This window comes from Pseudoduganella sp. LjRoot289 (assembly GCF_964252925.1).
Lineage (GTDB): Bacteria > Pseudomonadota > Gammaproteobacteria > Burkholderiales > Burkholderiaceae_D > Rugamonas.
Map to the genome: position 1 here is coordinate 1,140,517 of NZ_CAXUPN020000001.1, position 19,305 is coordinate 1,159,821.

The 19,305-nt window shown below is 65.7% G+C and carries 12 protein-coding genes; 10 read left to right on the top strand and 2 right to left on the bottom strand.

The features are described 5' to 3' along the window. Positions 1-13 precede the first annotated feature (13 nt). From ACSQ8Y_RS05070 to ACSQ8Y_RS05105, 8 genes are all read left to right on the top strand, one after another. On the top strand, positions 14-3,007 hold the full coding sequence (locus ACSQ8Y_RS05070; protein WP_436269755.1) for a TonB-dependent receptor: 2,994 nt from the start codon (positions 14-16) through the stop codon (positions 3,005-3,007). A gap of 81 nt (positions 3,008-3,088) precedes the next feature. Next, a complete protein-coding gene (locus tag ACSQ8Y_RS05075) occupies positions 3,089-4,741 on the top strand; it encodes a DUF5597 domain-containing protein (RefSeq protein ID WP_436265365.1) in 1,653 nt (550 codons plus the stop codon). Positions 4,742-4,834: 93 nt separating this feature from the next. Further along, a complete protein-coding gene (locus ACSQ8Y_RS05080) occupies positions 4,835-7,717 on the top strand; it encodes a TIM-barrel domain-containing protein (protein WP_436265366.1) in 2,883 nt (960 codons plus the stop codon). Between the two features lie 2 nt (positions 7,718-7,719). Further along, positions 7,720-9,213: a tryptophan halogenase family protein gene (locus ACSQ8Y_RS05085; RefSeq protein ID WP_436265367.1), complete on the top strand. Its 1,494-nt coding sequence runs from the start codon at positions 7,720-7,722 to the stop codon at positions 9,211-9,213. Between the two features lie 128 nt (positions 9,214-9,341). Continuing rightward, positions 9,342-10,643 (top strand): MFS transporter, encoded by a 1,302-nt coding sequence (locus ACSQ8Y_RS05090; RefSeq protein ID WP_436265368.1) that lies wholly within the window; start codon positions 9,342-9,344, stop codon positions 10,641-10,643. A gap of 38 nt (positions 10,644-10,681) precedes the next feature. Continuing rightward, positions 10,682-12,001, top strand: coding sequence for a glycerate kinase type-2 family protein (locus ACSQ8Y_RS05095; protein ID WP_436265369.1), 1,320 nt, complete (start codon positions 10,682-10,684; stop codon positions 11,999-12,001). Continuing rightward, on the top strand, positions 11,998-13,569 hold the full coding sequence (pyk, locus tag ACSQ8Y_RS05100) for a pyruvate kinase (RefSeq protein ID WP_436265370.1): 1,572 nt from the start codon (positions 11,998-12,000) through the stop codon (positions 13,567-13,569). Before ACSQ8Y_RS05095 ends, pyk begins: the two co-directional genes overlap by 4 nt. Further along, positions 13,515-14,411 (top strand): LysR family transcriptional regulator, encoded by an 897-nt coding sequence (locus ACSQ8Y_RS05105; protein ID WP_436265371.1) that lies wholly within the window; start codon positions 13,515-13,517, stop codon positions 14,409-14,411. The genes pyk and ACSQ8Y_RS05105 overlap by 55 nt, the downstream gene beginning before the upstream one ends. Positions 14,412-14,423: 12 nt before the next feature. Here the strand turns inward: ACSQ8Y_RS05105 and ACSQ8Y_RS05110 are convergent, their stop codons facing one another. Further along, the gene (locus ACSQ8Y_RS05110) at positions 14,424-15,233 is read right to left on the bottom strand and encodes a 4'-phosphopantetheinyl transferase family protein (protein WP_436265372.1); all 810 of its coding nucleotides are present in this window, start codon (positions 15,231-15,233) and stop codon (positions 14,424-14,426) included. Between the two features lie 14 nt (positions 15,234-15,247). Between ACSQ8Y_RS05110 and ACSQ8Y_RS05115 the strand changes: the two genes are divergently transcribed. Together ACSQ8Y_RS05115 and ACSQ8Y_RS05120 are read left to right on the top strand one after the other, a co-directional pair. Next, entirely contained in the window at positions 15,248-16,672 is a 1,425-nt protein-coding gene (locus ACSQ8Y_RS05115; RefSeq protein ID WP_436265373.1) for an FAD-dependent oxidoreductase, read from the top strand. Continuing rightward, positions 16,669-18,009, top strand: a complete 1,341-nt coding sequence (locus ACSQ8Y_RS05120) for an FAD-dependent oxidoreductase (RefSeq protein ID WP_436265374.1) — start codon at positions 16,669-16,671, stop codon at positions 18,007-18,009. Before ACSQ8Y_RS05115 ends, ACSQ8Y_RS05120 begins: the two co-directional genes overlap by 4 nt. On the opposite strand, the gene ACSQ8Y_RS05125 is transcribed toward ACSQ8Y_RS05120, so the two are convergent. Then, entirely contained in the window at positions 18,006-19,295 is a 1,290-nt protein-coding gene (locus tag ACSQ8Y_RS05125) for a condensation domain-containing protein (RefSeq protein WP_436265375.1), read from the bottom strand. The two genes, ACSQ8Y_RS05120 and ACSQ8Y_RS05125, sit on opposite strands and share 4 nt — an antisense overlap. Positions 19,296-19,305 lie beyond the last annotated feature (10 nt).

A 19,305-nucleotide genomic window follows, 5' to 3' on the forward strand; every position in this document is an offset into this window, starting at 1 on the left:
AACAGCGATTGCAATGGGTGTGGCGCAGATTGCCCTGATGGCAAGCGGCGTTGCGCTGGCCCAGACCACGCCTGCGGCCAATAACGGCGCCGCCAACACCGTGGTCGTGGTCGGCCAGCGCGCGGCGCTGGAGTCGGCCCAGAAGATCAAGCAGAACGCCGACGAGATCGTCGATTCGATAGTGGCCGACGACATCGGCAAGCTGCCGGATAAATCGGTGACTGAGGTGCTGCAGCGCATCTCCGGCGTCACCATCGACCGCACCATGAACCGCGCCGATCCGCAGCAGGGCGTGGGCGACGGCATTGCGCACTTCGCGGCCGAAGGCACCGGCGTGTCCATCCGCGGCCTGAGCTATGTGCGTTCGGAACTGAACGGCCGCGATTCCTTCTCCGCCAACGGCGGCCGTTCGCTGAGTTTCGAAGACGTGCCGCCCGAGCTGATGGCCGGGGTGGACGTGTACAAGAATCCGTCGGCCGAGCAGGTCGAGGGCGGCATCGGCGGCCTGGTGAACCTGCGCACCGCGCTGCCGTTCGACTTCAAGGGCTTCAAGGGTGCAGTATCGGCCGAGATCACGCGCTCCATGCTGCGCGGCAAGAACTCGCCGTCGTACTCCGGCTTGCTGTCGAACCGCTGGGAAACCGATTTCGGCCAGTTCGGCGCGCTGATCGACGTGGCGCACTCGCGCATCAACACCCGCAGCGACGGCATCTCCGTCTCGCCTTACCTGCCGCTGACCGGCGCGCTGGCCAGCGACCCGGCCACCAAGCAGCGCTGGATCTCGTCGGGCGCCTCCTGGACCACGAACGACTTCGACCGCAATCGCGACGGCCTGTACGGCGCGCTGCAGTGGAAGAAAAACACGCTGGCTTCCTCGCTGACCTTCTTCCGCTCGAAATACAAGGTCGAAACCACCGAGAACGCGCTGTTCCAGTCGACCAATCCGACCGCCATCAGGCTCGATCCGGGCGCCACTTTCGACGAGAAGGATGCGCTGCTGAGCGGCACCATGCGCGCGCCGTCGGAACTGGGCGTCGGCTTCGGCACCGATGCGCGCGGCACGGGTCGCCGGGCCAGCACCCGCGACCTGGCCTGGAACCTGACCTGGCGCGCCAGCGACCAGTGGCAGTTCCGCACCGACCTGCAGCATATCCGCGCCACCACCGAGGGCTACGACAACACGGTAGGCCTGGGTGGCTTCAGGGACAAGCAGTCAGTGAACCTGGGTAACTCGCCGCCGACGATGAGTTTCGACACGCAGGACCTCGCCCAGCTGAGCGATCAGTCCAAATATTTCTGGGGTTTCGCGCAGGAACACCGCGACCAGGCCGTGGCCACCCAGAGCGCGGCGCGCCTGGACGCCAAGTACATCTTCGACAGCCCGGTGCTGAACGACCTGCGCTTCGGCGTGCGCATGACCGACCGCGACGCCGAGACCCGCTCGACGCACGATACCGAATGGGCGCAGATCACGCAGGGCTGGGCGGTCGGCGATTCGTGGCAGCCTTTGAGCACCTTCGCCTACCTGAACGATCCGCGCTTCAAGGGCGACACCAGCACGCGCACCTTCTCCAACTTCTTCAACGGCAAGCTGCCGACGCCGCCGCAGGTGATCGTGCCGAACATGGAACTGGTGCAAGGCATGCCGCCCGCCAGCTTCGCCAAGCTGCACGGCTACACCAACCTGGTTTGCAAGTCGCCTTGCCCGGACTGGATCAACTGGAAGCCGGCGCCGTACGGCGACGACAAAGGCTTGAACGAGCAGCACGAACGCACCAAGGCGGCCTACGCCCAGCTGCGCTTCGGCTTCGACCAGTTGCCGTATCCGGTGGACGGCAATGTGGGCCTGCGCGTGGTGCGCACCAATATGGCGGCGGGCGGTTACACGCTGTTCACCCCGCCGAGCAACCCGATGACGGGCGTGCCGCGGATCGCCGCACAGTCGGAAAAGACCTCCTTCGACAACAGCTACACCAATGCCTTGCCCAGCCTGAACCTGCGCATGAAGGCCGGCAACGAGCTGCAGTTCCGCACCGCGTTCTCGAAGGGCTTGACGCGTCCGGACTTCTACCAGATGCAGGCCTACACCACGCTGAACCAGAACGTGCACACGCACCAGGACGCGAACAACGTGGCGGTGCTCGACTCGGTGGATTACAGCGGCAGCGCACGCGGCAACCCGCTGCTCAAGCCCACGCTGTCGACCAACTTCGACGTCACGGCCGAGTACTACTTCGGGCGCAGCAGTTCGCTCACGGTGGCGCTGTTCAACAAGCGTCTGCAGGACATCATCGTCGGCAAGACCACGGCCTACCGCCTGGATGACAGCGCCGGCCAGCCGCATGACTTCCTGATCACCGCGCCGGTGAACGGCGCGAAAGGCCGCGCCACCGGCATGGAAATCGGCTACCAGCAGTACTTCGACAAGCTGCCAGGCCTGCTGTCCGGCTTCGGCGTGTCGGGTAACTTCACCTACATCGACAGCCGTTTGAATCTGGGCGAAAGCGCGAACAGCGGCTGGTGCACGCCGAAGGCCACGATGCAGGCCACCTTGGCGCGCGACCTGAACGGCTGCGACGCGGACGGACACCTGCTGGGTGGCTTGCCGATGACCGGCATGTCGAAGCGCGCCTACAACCTGGCCTTGCTGTATGACCACGGTCCGGTGTCTGCGCGTCTGGCTTATAGCTGGCGCTCGAGGTACCTGCAGGCGGTCAATGCCTTTGGCACGAACGGCAACGACGGCATCGACCGCAACCCCGCCAGCGCCAACTACGGCCAGGGCTACTCGGTGGACTACGCGTTGCCGACCTGGGGCGGCGACTACGGCCAGCTCGACATGGGCGTCCACTACAAGGTGAACGAGAAGATCAGCATCGCGCTGGAAGCGCAAAACCTGACTGACGCGCTGTTCCGCCAGTACATGCAGCAGGGCATCGGACTGAAGGAACGTGCCGCGTTCTATACCGGCCGCCGCTACACGGTGCAGATGCGTTACTCGTTCTGATCTCCTGAAGTTGAAGGCCTCCCGCAGCCGCCGGCTGCGGGAGGCCTGCTCGTTTCCGTTCCTGACCTTTTGCGATCCACGATGAAAAATTCCAGCCTCCTGGCCGCCCTGTGCGCGCTGGCCCTGACCGCAACGCAGGCCGGCGCGGGCCCCATCCCCCGTCTCGTCAGCAAGGATGGCCGCCATGCGCTGCTGGTCGACGGCAAGCCCTACACCATGCTGGGCGTGCAGGCGCATAACTCGAGCAATTATCCCGGCGCGCTGCCGGAAGTCTGGGCCGCCGTCAAGGACGCGCAAGCGAACACGCTGGAAATCCCGGTGGCCTGGGAGCAGGTCGAACCGGCCGAAGGCAAATTCGATTTCAGCTTTGTCGACACGCTGCTGGCCCAGGCGCGCCAGAACAAGGTGCGCCTGGTGCTGCTGTGGTTCGGCACCTGGAAGAACACCAGCCCGCAATACGTGCCCGCGTGGGTGAAGTTCAACGACGCGCGCTTCCCGCGCATGCGGGACCGGGACGGCAAACGGATCTACTGCCTGTCCCCGCATGGCGAGGAAACCATGAAGGCCGACAAGCGCGCCTTCACCGCCTTCATGGCGCATTTGAAGAAGATCGACGAGGCGCAGCGCACCGTCATCATGGTGCAGGTCGAGAACGAGGTCGGCACCTACGGCACCGTGCGCGACTTTGGACCGAAAGCCGAAGCCGCGTTCCGCCAGGCGGTGCCGCCGGCGGTGCTGGCACATAAAAAATCGCCGCAGCCGGGCGCCGCCAGCGGCAGCTGGAGCGAAGTCTACGGCCCGTACGCCGACGAATATTTCCACGCCTACGCCATCGCCGGCTACATCGAGGAGATCGCCAAGGCAGGGCGCGCCGTCTATGATTTGCCGATGTATGTCAACAACGCGCTGCGCGACCCGGTCGAGCCCATGGCGCCGTGGAAGCAGAACTTCTCCAGCGGCGGCCCGACCTTCGACGTGATCGACATCTACAAGGCCGCCGCGCCGCACATCGACATCGCCGCGCCCGACCATTACGCGCCCGAATCGAACAAGGTGACGGCCACGCTGGACCTGTTCCAGCGTCCGGACAACGCGCTGTTCGTGCCGGAGATGGGCAACTCGGCGGTCTATGCCCGCTACATCTACCAGATGCTGGGGCGCGGCGCCATCGGCGTGGCGCCGTTCGGCGTCGATTACGCGGACTACAGCAATTACCCTCTGGGGTCCAAGCTCAAGGACAAGAGCATGGCCGAACCCTTCGGCAAGATCTACGCGGCGTTCCGTCCGATGGCGCAGCTGTGGGCCGGCTGGTCGCTCGAAGGCCGCACCGCCGGCGTCGCGGAGACCGATGCGCGCACCCCGCAGACGATGGCGCTGAAGGGCTGGAACATCACCGTGTCCTTCCGCGAGTGGCAGCTGGGCGAGCGTTCGGAGGCGGACAAGGCGAGCGGCAAGGATGCGCCGCCGGGCACCGAGTCGCCCTCGGGCGGCGTCGCGGTGGCCCAGCTTGGCGACAATGAATTCATCGTGGTCGGGCAGTACGCCCGCCTGCGCTTCGGCGGCGCCGGCGCCAACGCGGACCAGCCTTCGATGTACGGCCGCGTGGAGGAAGGGCAGTTCGACGCGCAAGGGCGGTGGGTCATGACGCGCAACTGGAACGGCGACCAGGCCGACCATGGCCTGAACCTGACCGGCAAGCCGGTGGTGCTGCGGGTCGTCATGGGTACTTACTGAGCGCCAATACTGAGCGCCAACATTGCGGAGTTGCCTGAGCAGGATGCCGCTCAAGCCTCTCCATGAATCACGTCCTGAACAACTGAGGAAGCTATGCATATCAAACCAATCACCGCAGCCGTATGGCTGGCGCTGGCCGGCTGCGGCCAGGCCTACGCCGGCAGTTTTCAACAGACCGCCACGGGCGTGATCGTCCGCCCCGACCAGGGTGCAGCGAAAGAAGTGCGGCTCGAAGTCATGCACGACAACATCATCCACGTGGTCAAGCTGGACCAGCCGGGCAAGCAGTTGACGCCTTCGCTGATGACGGTGGCCGTGCCGTGCGCGTGCAAGTTCACGGTCGCTGAAAAGGGCAAGTCCGTCACGCTCAAGGCGGGCAAGATCTCCGCGACCGTGTCGCTGGCCGACGGCCAGGTGCAGTTCGCCGACGGCAAGGGCAAAGTCTTCCTCAAGCAGGCGGCGGAGAACATCGCGCCGGTGACGGTGGGCGGCAAGCCTTTTGTCGCCATCACCGAAGGCTTCAACCACGGCACCAGGGACGCCTATTACGGCCTGGGCCAGCACCAGAACGGGCAGATGAACCTGAACGGCGAGGACGTGCTGCTGGCGCAGCACAATATGGACGTGGCGGTGCCCTTCCTGGTCTCGGACAAGAACTACGGCCTGTTGTGGGACAACAATGCCATCTCCCGCTTCGGCGATCCGAAGCCATACGGTCCCATGGGCCGCGACCTGAAGCTGGTGGACGACGAGGGCAAGCCCGGCGGCCTGACCGCGCGCTACTACGTCGGCGGCAAGCTGGTGTTCACGCGCCACGAAAAGGACATCGCCTACCAGTACCTGAAGGACGTGGCCGAGAATTGGCCGGCGGAGGTCGGCAAGCTGAAGGAGCTGAAGGACGTGAAGGTGGTGTGGGATGCGACGCTCAGCACCGACAAGCCCGGCGTGCACAAGATGCAGCTGTATTCGTCCGACTACGCCACCTTGACCCTGGACGGCAAGCAGGTGCTGGACGTGTGGCGCCAGGACTGGAATCCGTGGTACCACAACTTCGAAGTCAGCTTCGCCAAGGACAAGCCGGTCAAGCTGCACCTGGAGTGGAAGCCGGGCGGCGGCATGGTCGCCATCACCCACAACGATCCGCTGCCGGCCGCCGAGCGCCACTCGCTGACCATGTCGTCGGAAGTGGCGGAGGCGATCAATTACCACGTCATCAGCGCCGACAGCATCGACAAGGTGATCGCCGGCTACCGCCACCTGACCGGCCAGGCGCCGATGATGCCGAAGTGGACCTACGGCTTCTGGCAGTCGCGCCAGCGCTACGAGACCCAGGAGCAGTTGCTCGACGTGGTGCGCGAGTACCGCAAGCGCGGCTGGCCGCTGGACGCCATCGTGCAGGACTGGTTCTACTGGCCGGAGAACGGCTGGGGCTCGCACGACTTCGACAAGGTGCGCTTCCCCGATCCCAAGCGCATGGTGGACGAGGTGCACAAGAACAATGCCCGCGTGATGCTGTCCGTCTGGGGCAAGTTCTATGCGAACACCGACAACTACAAGGAGTTCGCGGCCAAGGGCCATATGTGGACCAAGAACGTCGAGAACGGCGCGCTGGACTGGGTCGGCCCGGGCTACAAGAACAGTCACTACGATCCCTACACCCAGGAGGCGCGCGACATCTACTACCGCCAGCTCAAGACCAAGCTGGTGGACCTGGGCTTCGACGCCTGGTGGATGGACAACAGCGAGGCGGACGTGCAGTCCAATTCACGCCCGGAGGACTTCAAGAAGCTGATCGGCCCCACCGTGTACGGCGCCGGCGAAATCACCTTCAACCCCTACAGCCTGGTGCACAGCCAGGCCATGATAGACGGCCTGCGGCGCGACCAGCCGGACACCCGCCAGTTCATCCTGTCGCGTTCGGGCTTCGCCGGTGTGCAGCGCAATTCGGTTGCGGTGTGGAGCGGCGACACGGCGGGGCGCTGGAACAACCTGCACGACCAGATCTCGGCGGGCGTGAGCTTCTCCATGTCCGGCATCCCGAACTGGACGCACGACATCGGCGGCTACGCGCAGGAAGCGCGCTTCCAGAGCGGCGACATCGGCTCGGCGCAGGAAAACCGCAACGCCGGCGCGGTGGAGATCAAGCCGGAAGACCTGAAGGAGTGGCAGGAGCTGAACCTGCGCTGGTTCCAGTTCGGCGCCTTCAGCCCGCTGTTCCGCTCGCACGGCGAAGTGGTCAAGCGGGAGATCCACGTCATCGCGCCGGAAGGGTCGGAAATGCGCGATTCCATGGTCTGGTACGACAAGCTGCGCTACCGCCTGATGCCCTACATCTACGCCACCGCGTCGGACACCCACCACAACTCCGGCACCATCATGCGCGGCCTGGTGATGGACTTCCCGGACGACGACAAGGTGAAGGACATCAAGGACCAGTACCTGTTCGGCCACAACCTGATGGTGGCGCCGGTGTCTGTGTACGGCGCGCGCGAACGCGGCGTCTACATGCCCAAGGGCGCGTCGTGGTACGACTTCGACACAGGCGAGGTGCACAAGGGCGGCTCGTCCGTCACTGTGAAAGCGCCGTACGGACGCATTCCGGTGCTGGTGAAGGCCGGCGCCATCCTGCCGACGGGGCCGGTGACGCAGTACGTGGACGAACGTCCGGACGCGCCGATCACGCTGAACGTCTACACCGGCGCGGACGGCAGTTTCAGCCTGTACGAGGACGACGGCCTGACCAACGCCTACACCCGTGGAGAGTTCAGCCGCATCCCCCTGAGCTACAATGACAAGACCGGCGTCGTGACCATAGGCGCGCGCGTCGGGCAGTACAAGGGCATGGTGGCCAAGCGCGAGTTCCGCATCCGTTTCATCAAGGCGGGCATGTCCACTTCGCAAGCGCTGGACAAGGCCGACCTCGCGGACCACGTGCTCAGCTATGAAGGCAAGGCCGTTACGGCAAGGAGGAAATAGGCATGAACAACAACGCGATCCGCAAGATTGTCATCGTCGGCGGCGGTACCGCCGGCTGGATGACGGCCGCGCCGCTGGTGCTCAGGCTGGGCAAATCATGCGAGATCGTGCTGGTGGAGTCGCCGGAAATCGGCACGGTGGGCGTGGGCGAAGCGACCCTGCCCACCATTGCCTACTACAACCGCGCGCTGGGTTTGGACGGGGCCGATTTCGTCAAGAAGACGCAAGCCACTTACAAGCTCGGCATCGAGTTCAAGGACTGGGGCCACGTCGGCAACCGCTTCTTCCACGGCTTCGGCGACTTCGGCCCCGCCATCGAAAACCGTTCGCCGTATATGTACTGGCTGCGCCTGGCGCGCGAGTTCAAGGACATGCCGTCCTACGAGGAATGGTCGGTGGCGACGGCGATGGCGCGCAAGAACCGCTTCATGGAACCCTTCGGCGACCAGCCGGCCGTGTCAAACGCTTTCCAGTACGCCTACCATTTCGACGCCGGCCTGTACGCCGCCTATTTGCGCGACTACGCGATGCAGCGGGGCGTGGCGCGTATCGAAGGCATGATCACCCAGGTCGAGCAGCATCCCGAGACTGGTTTCATCACCGCCGTCAAGCTGCGCGACGGCAGCAGGGTGGAGGGCGACCTGTTCATCGACTGCTCGGGCTTCCGCGGCCTGCTGATCGAAGGCGTGTACCAGGCCGGCTACGACGACTGGAGCGCCATGCTGCCCTGTAACAGCGCGCAGGCCGTGCCGTGCGCGCGGGTGGAGCCGCTCACGCCCTACACGCGCTCGACCGCCCAAAGCGCCGGCTGGACCTGGCGCATTCCGCTGCAGCACCGCACCGGCAACGGCCATGTGTACTGCAATGCCTTCACGTCGGACGAGGAAGCCTCGCGCGTGCTGCTCGCCGGCCTGGACGGCCGCACGCTCGACGACCCGCGCCAGCTGCGCTTCACCACGGGCCGCCGCCGCAAGTCCTGGATCAAGAACTGCGTGGCGATCGGTCTGTCGAGCGGTTTTCTCGAACCGCTGGAATCGACCAGCATCAACATCATTGAAAACTCGGTCGGCTGGCTGCTGCAACAGTTCCCCGACCGCGGTTTCCGGCCGGAGCTGGCCGACGAATTCAACCGCCTGGTGTCGCAGCGCTACGAGTTCGTGCGCGACTTCATCGTCATGCACTACAAGGTGACGCAGCGGGACGACTCCGAGTTCTGGCGCTACTGCGCCAGCATGCCCATTCCCGACACCCTGCGCCACCAGATCGAACTGTTCCGCGAAACGGGCCGCGTCGTCATCTACGACCCGCAGGGATTTTCGGTGTCGTCGCACATCTCCATCCTGGCCGGGCTGGGCGTGGCGCCCAAGGCCTACGATCCGCTCATCGACCTGATGGACCTGCAGGCGCTGCGCACCCATTTCGACCGGGTGCGCGACACCATAGTCCGCGCCGTGCAGGCGATGCCGGACCACGCGGCCTACGTCGGCAAGGCGTAACCGCAGCATCATTCCGCGCAGGGATGAGGGAAATGAATTCTTACCATTAGACCGCCGCGGCCTCGCTCTTTATAGTCATTGTCGTCAGCTTGCTCACCAGCAGGCGGCAAAACAATAACTATGGAGATATGAAGATGACTTCCACCACCATGGTGCGTGCGCCATCCTCCTTCGAGGACGCCACTTACGCCAAAGTCAGCCTGCGGCTGATCCCATTTCTTTTCCTGTGCTACGTGGTCGCCTACCTGGACCGTGTCAACGTCGGCTTCGCCAAGCTGCAGATGCTCAACGACCTGCGCTTCAGCGAAACCGTGTACGGCATCGGCGCCGGCATATTCTTCGTCGGCTACTTTTTCTTCGAAGTGCCCTCCAACATCATCCTGGCCCGCACCGGCGCCCGGGTGTGGATCACGCGCATCATGATCACCTGGGGCCTGCTGTCGTCCTGCACCATGTTCGTCACCAGCGCCAGTTCGTTCTACGTGCTGCGCTTCCTGCTCGGCGTGGCCGAGGCGGGCTTCTTTCCCGGCATCATCCTCTACCTCACCTACTGGTATCCGGCGCGCCGCCGCGCGCGCATCGTGGCGCTGTTCATGACCGCGATCGCCCTGTCCGGCGTGGTCGGCGGGCCGCTGTCGGGCTGGATCATGCAGTCTTGCGCCGGCGTCAACGGCTGGGCCGGCTGGCAGTGGCTGTTCCTGCTCGAAGGCATACCGTCGGTGGTCATGGGCGTCGCCGTGTTCTGCTACCTCGATGACAGCATACGCGGCGCGAAATGGCTGTCGGAGGAGGAAAAGCGCTTGCTGGAGGGCGAGATCGCCGGCGACCAGAAGAGCAAGCACGAGTTCACGCTGGGCCAGCTGTTCTCCAGCGGCCGGGTGTGGCTGCTGGCGCTGATTTATTTCACCTTCATCATGGGCTTGTACGGCGTCAGCTTCTGGCTGCCGCAATTGATCAAGGCCACCGGCGTGAAGGAGATGGTCGATGTCGGCCTGCTGACGGCCATCCCCTACGGCGTGGCGGTGGTGCTGATGATTTGGCTGAGCCGCAGCTCGGACGCCTCCGGCGAGCGCCGCTGGCATATCGCCGGGGCGGCCATGCTGGGCGGCGCGGGGCTGGTCGCCAGCACCCTGTACGGCGACAACACCCTGGTCGCGATGGGCGCGCTGTCGGTCGCCACGGCCGGCATCCTGTCCACGCTGCCGTTGTTCTGGACCTTGCCCACCGCGCTGCTGGGCGGCACGGCGGCGGCGGCCGGCATCGCCATGATCAACTCCATCGGCAACCTGGCCGGTTTCGCCAGCCCTTATCTGGTCGGCGTAATCAAGGACGCCACGCACAGCACGGCCAACGGCATGTATCTGCTGGCGGGCAGCCTGTTCCTCGGCGCGCTGCTGGTGCTGGCCGGTGTCGCCAAGCCCAAGGGCTGAAGCCGAGTTTTATTGAGTCCCACGACCCTGGAGCGATCATGACTAACCTGAATGAATTGAAGAGCCGGCACGCCACTGCTGCCGGCGAGCCGTGCGCGTTGTTGCGCAAGCTGTTCCTGGCGGCGGTCGACGCGGTCGACCCGCTGCGGGTGGTGCCGCCCCATCTGCCTAGCCGGCCCAGGGGCCGCACGCTGGTGTTCGGCGCCGGCAAGGCTTCTGCGCGCATGGCGCTGGCCCTGGAACGGCACTGGAGCGGCGAGCTGGAAGGGGTGCAGGGCCTGGTGGTGACCCGCTACGGGCACGATGAACACTGCAGCCGGATCGAGATCGTCGAAGCCGGCCACCCGATGCCCGACGACGCCGGAGCGCAAGCGGCGCGCCGAATGCTGGAGATGGCGCGCGGCCTGGGCCCCGACGACCTGGTGATCTTCCTGATCTCGGGCGGCGGCTCGGCCCTGCTGTCGCTGCCGGCGGACGGCGTGGCGCCGGAGGAGAAGCGGCGCATCAACGGCGCCCTGCTCAAGTGCGGCGCGACCATCCAGGAAATCAATTGCGTGCGCAAGCAGCTCTCCGCCGTCAAGGGCGGCCGGCTGGCGTTGGCCTGCCACCCGGCGCAGGTCTTGACGCTGGTCATTTCCGACGTGCCGGGCGACGATGCGGCCGTGGTCGCGTCCGGCCCCAGCGTCGCCCAGGACAGCAGCGGCGCCGAGGCGCTGGCCATCTTGGCGCGCCACGGCATCGCCGTCTCCACCCCGCTGACGGCGCTGCTGAGCGACCCGGCGCGCGCCGCGCCCTCGGCCGCCGACCTGCGGCTGAAGGAGCACCGGGTGGTCGTCGTGGCCACCGCGCAGCAGGCGCTGCAGGCGGCGGCGGCCGCCGCGCGTGAACACGGCTACACGCCGCTGGTGCTGGGCGACAGCATCGAGGGCGAGTCGCGCGAGATCGCCATCATGCATGCCGGGATCGCGCGGCAGATCGTGCGCCACGGCCAGCCGCTGGCCGGGCCTTGCGTGATCCTGTCCGGCGGCGAGACCACGGTGACGGTGCGCGGCGGCGGGCGGGGAGGGCGCAACGCCGAATTCCTGCTGTCGCTGGCCATTGCGCTCGACGGCGCCGAAGGCATCCATGCCATCGCCTGCGACACCGACGGCATCGACGGCACCGAGGACAACGCCGGGGCCGTGCTGCGGCCGTCCACGCTGCGGCGCGCGCGGGAGCTGGGCCTGGACGCCAAGGCCCGCCTGGCCGATAACGACGGCTACAGTTTTTTCCAACAGCTGGACGACCTGCTCATCACCGGTCCCACCAGAACCAATGTCAACGATTTTCGGGCCATCCTGATAGGAGCAGCGACATGAGCAACAACGTGAGCAGCAACGTGAGCAGCAACATCGGCAACAACGTGGGCAGCCACTTCGCGCCGCGCACGCGCAACACCAAGATCATCGCCACGCTGGGGCCGGCCTCCAGCGGCAGTGCCGAGATACGCCGGCTGTATCACGCGGGCGCCGATGTGTTCCGCCTGAACTTCAGTCATGGCAACCACAACGACCACCAGGAGCGTTTCCTGGCGATACGCGCGCTCGAGCGTGAGCTCGGCCGTCCCATCGCCATCCTGCTCGACCTGCAAGGTCCCAAGCTGCGCCTGGGCGTCTTCGCCGACGGCAAGGTCGCGCTGGCCGAGGGCCAGGCCTTCCGCTTCGACCTGGACGACGGGCCGGGGGACGCGCAGCGCGTCTGCCTGCCGCATCCCGAAATCTTCGCGGCGGTGCGGGCCGGCGACGAGCTGCTGGTCGACGATGGCCGCATGCGCTTCAAAGTCACCGAATGCGGCCCCGATTTCGCCCGCGCGGTGGCCATGAACGCCGGCGTGCTGTCGGACCGCAAGGGCGTCAACGTGCCCGGCGCGCTGCTGCCGATGTCGCCGCTGACGCCGAAGGACAGGCGCGACCTGGCCTTCGGCTTGGCGCTGGGGGTGGACTGGATCGCGCTGTCCTTCGTCCAGCGGCGCGAGGACATCGAGGAACTCAAGGCGCTGGCCGGCAACCGCGCCGCCATCATCGCCAAGCTGGAGAAGCCCGCCGCGATCGAGGCGCTGGCCGGCATCGTCGATGCCGCCGACGGCGTGATGGTGGCGCGCGGCGACCTGGGCGTGGAACTGCCGCCGGAGCTGGTGCCCGGCCTGCAAAAACGCATCGTGGAGGCGTGCAGGCGGGCCGGCAAACCGGTCATCGTGGCCACGCAGATGCTCGAATCGATGGTCAGCGCGCCCACCCCGACACGGGCCGAGGCGAGCGACGTCGCCACCGCCGTGTACGACGGGGTGGACGCGGTGATGCTGTCGGCCGAGTCGGCCTCCGGCGCCTACCCGGTGCAGGCGGTGGAGATCATGGACCGCATCATCCGCTCGGCCGAACAGGACGCGCTGGCGCACGGGCGCGGCGCCAGCGAACGGGCAGGCGGCGCGGACGCCACGGCGGCCATCTGCGCCGCGCTGCACACCATGGCCCAGGTGCTGCCGGTGGCGGCCACGGTGACTTACACCACCTCCGGCGCGACCACCTTGCGCGTGGCGCGCGAACGCCCGCGCACGCCCATCCTGAGCCTGACGCCGGACGCCGCCGTCGCGCGCCGCCTGGCGCTGGTGTGGGGCGTGCGCTCGGTATGCACCGGCGGCGCCGAGCATATCGAAGACATGATAGCCATGGCCGAGCAGGTGGCGGCGCGGGAGGGCTACAGCCGCGCCGGCAAACCGGTCATCGTGGTGGCCGGCACGCCGTTCGGCGTCTCCGGTTCGACCAATTTGCTGCGCATCGTATGGCCGGCCGATGCAAGTTACACTAGCGATCACGACGACACCACCGAGCAGCCATGGAAATCTACCAGCTACGCGCCTTCCTCACCATCGCCCAGCAAGGCCACCTGACGCGCGCGGCCGAACTGCTGCACATCAGCCAGTCGGCCGTGAGCAAGCAGATCAAGGCCTTGGAGGACGAGCTGGGCGTGGTCCTGTTTGCGCGCACGTCGAGCGGCACCGGCCTGACCCCGGCGGGGCAGCAGTTGCTGCCGCTCGCGGAAAAGACCGTGGCCAGCGCCAGGGAACTGGTCAACGCGGCCCAGAAGCTGCGCGGCGAAATCGCGGGCACGGTCACGTTGGGCACCATCATCGATCCCGAATTCCTGCGCCTGGGCGCGGTGCTGGGCGAACTGCTGGAGCGTTATCCGACCATAGACGTCAAGCTCACCCACGGTATTTCCGGCTCCATCCTGGAACGCATCCGCGCCGGCAGCGTGGACGCGGGCTTCTATCTGGGCGCGCTGGACGACCCCGTCTTCAGGGTCGCGCAGCTTTGCACGCTGACCTATCTGGTGGTGGCGCCCAAGGCGTGGGAGGACAAGATCGCGCAGGCCGACTGGAGCGTGGTGGCGCAATTGCCGTGGATAGGCACGCCGGCGCATAGTTCGCAGCACCGGCTAGTGACGGAAATGTTCGCCGAACAGGGCTACGTGCTGAGCAGCGTGGTGGAGGTGGACCAGGAAGCGTCGATGCGCAGCCTGGTCTCGATGGGGGTGGGCCTGTGCCTGTTGCGCGAGGACGTCGCGCGCGAGGCCGAGCGTCAGCAGCAGCTGGTGGTGTGGCACGGCGCCAGCCGCCCCTGTCCCTTGTCCTTCGTTCATTTGAAGGCGCGCGTGGACGACGCGCTGGTGATCGCCCTGTACACGGTGGTGCTGGAGCAATGGGCGCAGGCCGCCCCGGCCGCTCCATGACGGCAGTGCCTGTCAACCCGGCGGCGACGCGGGGGCGGGCAGCGCGACGGCGGTGAAGATGGCCGCTGGGAGGGGCTGGGCGAAATGGGCCCAATGCTCCTGGCCTTGCGTCAAATGCGCGGACAGCGTGCGCGTGCAGCGGAGGCCGATCAGGCCGCGTGCGGGATCCACCCGGAAGATTTCGACGGCCTCGAAATAGAAGTGGCTGCCGACTTCCTGGTATGCCGCCTTGAAAAAACTCTCCTTGGCCGAGAACGCGGCCGTGAACAGCCCTTCGCTGGACCAGCCGCCGCCGGCGGCCGCAAGCAGGCAAGCGACTTCCGGCGGGGACAGCGTCATGTCCATCACCGCTTTCACGGCGTCGGGCAGCAAGGGCGTTTCGATATCGATGCCGATGCCGCGGATAGTACGTGCCGGGCAGGCTATCGCCGCCGCGTACCGCGTGTTGTGGGTGATGCTGCCGACCATGCCTGGCGGCCACTGCGGCGCGCCGCTCGTGCCGCTGAGCAGCGGGAAATCGTGCACGCCGTGCAGCGCCAGGGCCGACCGCGCGCAGATCCGGCCGGCGAGATATTCCGACCGCCGCTTCTCCCTGGCCCGTGCCAGGTGCGCGGGCTGAGCCATCGCCATGCCGGCCCACAGCGCGTCCGAAAACTGGTCTGCATGGAAGCGGCCGAAAACGTAGGGCAGGACCCCGGTGTGGTGCGGAAGCATCTCGGCGTGGCAGTTAATAAAGTGATTTGATGCAATTTCCATTGTCTCATTGCTAGAAAAAGTGGCAACCGCTAGAATGGTGCTGTCTCGCCCGGGCAGCCGTTTCACTTCCTCAGTCCTCCATGCAAATCCAAAAAAACCCGCGCATCGCGATCGTCGGTGCAGGCATTTCCGGTATTTTCACCGCCATCGAATTGAAAAAACGCGGCTACGGGAATGTCACCCTGTACGAGAAGGCCGACCGCATCACCAGCCTGACCACCACTTTCCAGCATGACGGGCATGCCTTCGACCTGTCGACCAAGGTGATCCCCGCTGTCGGTCTGGATCACGGCGGCGTGTACCCGCCCTTGCTGGCGATGCTGCGCGAGACCGGCGTCACCCTGGGCAAAGTCGTGGAGCCGTCATTCTACGACTTTGCCCGGCAGCGGCACATGAAAATCCCGCAGTTCATGCAGCAGTTCGGCAAGCTGCGGATATTAAAAGAGTTCGCCCGCGCCTGCGCGCTGTTTTTCCAGATACGGCAGGCGCCATTCGCCGATGGCGCCTACCAGACCGATTTGCTGCGCCTGGACGAGACAGTCGCCATGTGGGCAAGACGCCACGACATCGAGTCCTTCGGCGTGTTTACGAACTACCTGGTCGACCTGTTCAACCAGGGGCCGAGCCATGACTTGCCGGCCAATATAGTGCTGATGTCGCGCATGCACTTTGCCGTGCCCTTCCTGCACATGCTGCTGACCAAAAAGGGCGTGAAGCAGTTCTTCAAACTGTTCGGTGGCAAGGACCCGCAATTCCAGCGCTTCCTCGACTTGCCGGCGCCTTCATCGAGCTACTTCTTCGTGAAAGAGGGCTACGAGGAGTTCTTCCGGCGACTGGCGAGCCTGCACGGCTTGCAGATCCACTGCCAGAGCGACATCTCCGGCCTGGAACGGCATGCCGGCGGCCTGCGTTTCCAGGTCAATGGCGGACGTTCGGTGGAGTGCGACCAGCTGATCTACTGCTGCCCGCCGCCGACCATGGCGCAGATGAGCCATCTGCCCCAGGCGACAGCGATGCTGGAGCAAGTCAAGGTTGGCCGCAGGATACGGACCTGGGCGTTCGAAGTGAAGAACTGGGATGCCGGCCGTTTCGGACCACAGGCGATTCTGGTCGATGGCCTCAACACCCTGGGCATGGCGACGCCCGGCATGAGGATAGACGGGCAACTGAACTACGTCGCCAAGGAATATGCCGATAGCCGCTTGCTGTGCAGCGCGGTCTACCTGGACGACACGATGAGCGAAGCGGATGCGCTGAACGCCCTCGTTGTATCGCTGCGCCGCTTCAACCTGGAGCTGGAGCGTGTTGTCACCTGCAAGGACTTCACCTGGCCCTACTATTTCTCGCTGGCGCAGAACGCCTCGGGCATGCACGCGGCCATGGAGAAGCTGCAGGGCGTGGATGGCGTGTATTACTGCGGCGAGAGCTTCTTCGGCACCGGCGTGCCGACCATCCTGGAATATTCCGGCCGCTTCGTCCAGCAGCATTTCGCAGGTGAGCCATGACGGCGCCGCTGGACCAGAAAATCGCCATCATCGGCGCCGGACCCAGCGGTCTCGCGGCTGCGGAAGCCCTGCGCGAAAAAGGTTACCGCAACATCACCGTCTTTGAAAAGTCCGGCACCGCCGGCGGCCAGGCGCTGTCGTGCACCTATGTCACGCCGGACCGGCGCAGCCTGGTGTACGACCTAGGGAGCGTGCAGCCGCTGAGTTCGAAAATCCTGCGGCGCCTGTTCAAGCGTTACGGCCTGAACTTCGGCCGGGGCTTCCTGGAGAAGAAGTCCAAGGTGATCTACGCCTACAGCTATATCCACGACCAGGAATTCGCCAATTTCCTGCGGTATTTCTGGGGCGCGCCGCTGAAATATCTGCCGGCCATGACGGCCGACCTGTGCAAGCTCGCCTACTACCTGTGGCGCTACCGCCGGCTGGCGAAGCCGGGCTTCGACGGCTTCCAGTACTGGGACGAAGCCACCGTCAACGTCAGGGAGTGGGTCGACGCCAGGAAGTTCAAATTCATCGGCGAGCGCCTGGTGCCGCTGCTGGTCAGCGCGCTCACGCTCAACAGCAAGAGCAAGGAAGACCAGGTCAGCATCTATATGATCTTCAAGGCGCTGTACGCCATGTCCATGTTCCCGATGCGCTATATCGACGGCACCTACCGCCCGGTGCGCGAGGGCTTCCAGGAACTGTGGCTGCGCGTGGCGAAGCATTTCGATGTCCGCTATCGCGCCGATATCCGTTCCATCACGCGCAGCGGCGACGGGGTGCTGATACAAACGGCCGATGCCACCGAGCGCTTCGACGCGCTGATCGTTTCCTGCACCTTCGACAAGCTTGCGGGCCTGATCGACGCGCGGGAAGCGGAACAGCAGGCTTTCCGGAATTTCCGCTTCAACCCCGGCTACCGTGGCGCTTTTGTGGCCAGGGGCGGGCCGGTCGACGGCGTGCACTGGTATCCGGACGCCTATACCACCGGCGACGAAGCGCCGCACCTGACTTTCGCCGTCCCGGAGGGCGAGGTCGAACCGGACACCCATCTGTACAGCTGCATGTTCAGCCATTGCCCGACCGGCCCCGGCGCGGTCGAGCTGCTGCAGGCATCGGCGGAGAAAATGTTCCGCGACCAGTACGGCGCCGTCATCACCGAATGGGTGGCGATGCGCTACTGGCCGGACTACGGCTGCATGTTCGACCTGGACATGGTCAAGAGCGGCGTGTTCGACCGTATCCATGCCATGCAGGGACGCTTCAAGACCTATTACACGGGCCAGCTATTGAGCTTGAACGGCCACGCGGTCACGGTCGACTACAGCTATCGGCTGGTGGACGAATTCTTTTAGCAGCCCATGCCGGCGCACAGCTGCTCCAGGCGTTCGAGGCAGCGGCGCAGGGCTGCCCCGGTCCAGGCTTCGTCATAGCAGCGCGCGTCGTAGTTCAATACCAGCGACACCTGCCGGTCGATCGGGTGCATGCCCACCAGCAGATAGAGCGGAAAATGGAACTGGTCCAGGCCGCCGGTTTCAAGGAAGGTGAAATCGGCTCCCGGCGGCAGTATCCGGGCGCCGCCGAAGTCGATGTAATTGAACGCGGCATGGAATAGCTGATCCGCGCCCCGGTCCCGCAAGATGTGCTGCAGCGGGTAGTGCGCGAACGCGGCGCTGTCCTGCAGCGCCGCCTGCACGGCTTGCCATTGCGCCCCGTCTTCCTGCAAGGCGGGCACGCACAGCGGCACCATATTCCACAACAGGCCCAGAGTCGTCAGCGGATGCTTCAGAGCGATGCTGCGGCCGTTGCTGACCAGGCCCAGCGTGGTCTGCCCCAGCCCGGATTCGTCTTGCAGCATGCGCACGAACATCGTGACGAACAGCGATTTCAGCGGCAGTTTTTGCTTCAGGCATGCGGCCTGCAGGCGCGCCAGCAGCGCCGCCGGCAAGACGCACACCGCCGGCCGGTACGCGTCGCGCGGCGGCGTGCCGCTTCCACGCGCCGGCCGGAATGCCGCATGCCGCGCCAGGTGGCCGCGCCAGAAGGCGGCGGCCTCCGGCGCCTCGCCACGCGCTGCCTCCAGCGCGATGAAGTCGGCGTAGTCGTAGCGCGCTGGCGCCAGGTTGAGCGTGGGATTGTCCTTCAGTTGCTGGTAGAACGCGAAGATCTCCTTGAGCAGCACGGCCAGGCTCCAGCCGTCGAAAATCGCGTGGTGGGCCGCCAGCACCAGCTGTACTGTGTGGGCGCTGCGCTTGACGAGATAGGACCTGAACAAGGGCGCGGCCGCGTCGAGCAGGTCGAAAGGGCGGTTGCGGTCATCCAGCAGCAAGCGCTCCAGCCAGGCCTCCTGCTGCAGGGCGGCCTGCCCGCTGATGTCCTCGAAACGCGGCTGCGGGCCGGGGTCGGCGTCGGTGTGCTGGCGCCACGCGCCGCCCGTGCCGCGCGAGAAGCGGGTGCGCAGCACCGGATGCCGCGCGAGCACCTGCCTGAGCGCCTTGAAAAACAAGGGCAGGGCCAGCGTGCCGGCCTGCAGGTGGTAGGAAAACTGCGTGTGGTAGCACCACGGCGGCGGCGCTTCCGCCAGGCATTGATCGACGATGTACTGCTGCGTCATCGCCAGCGGAAAAGTCTGCGCCTGCATGCCGTCGCCT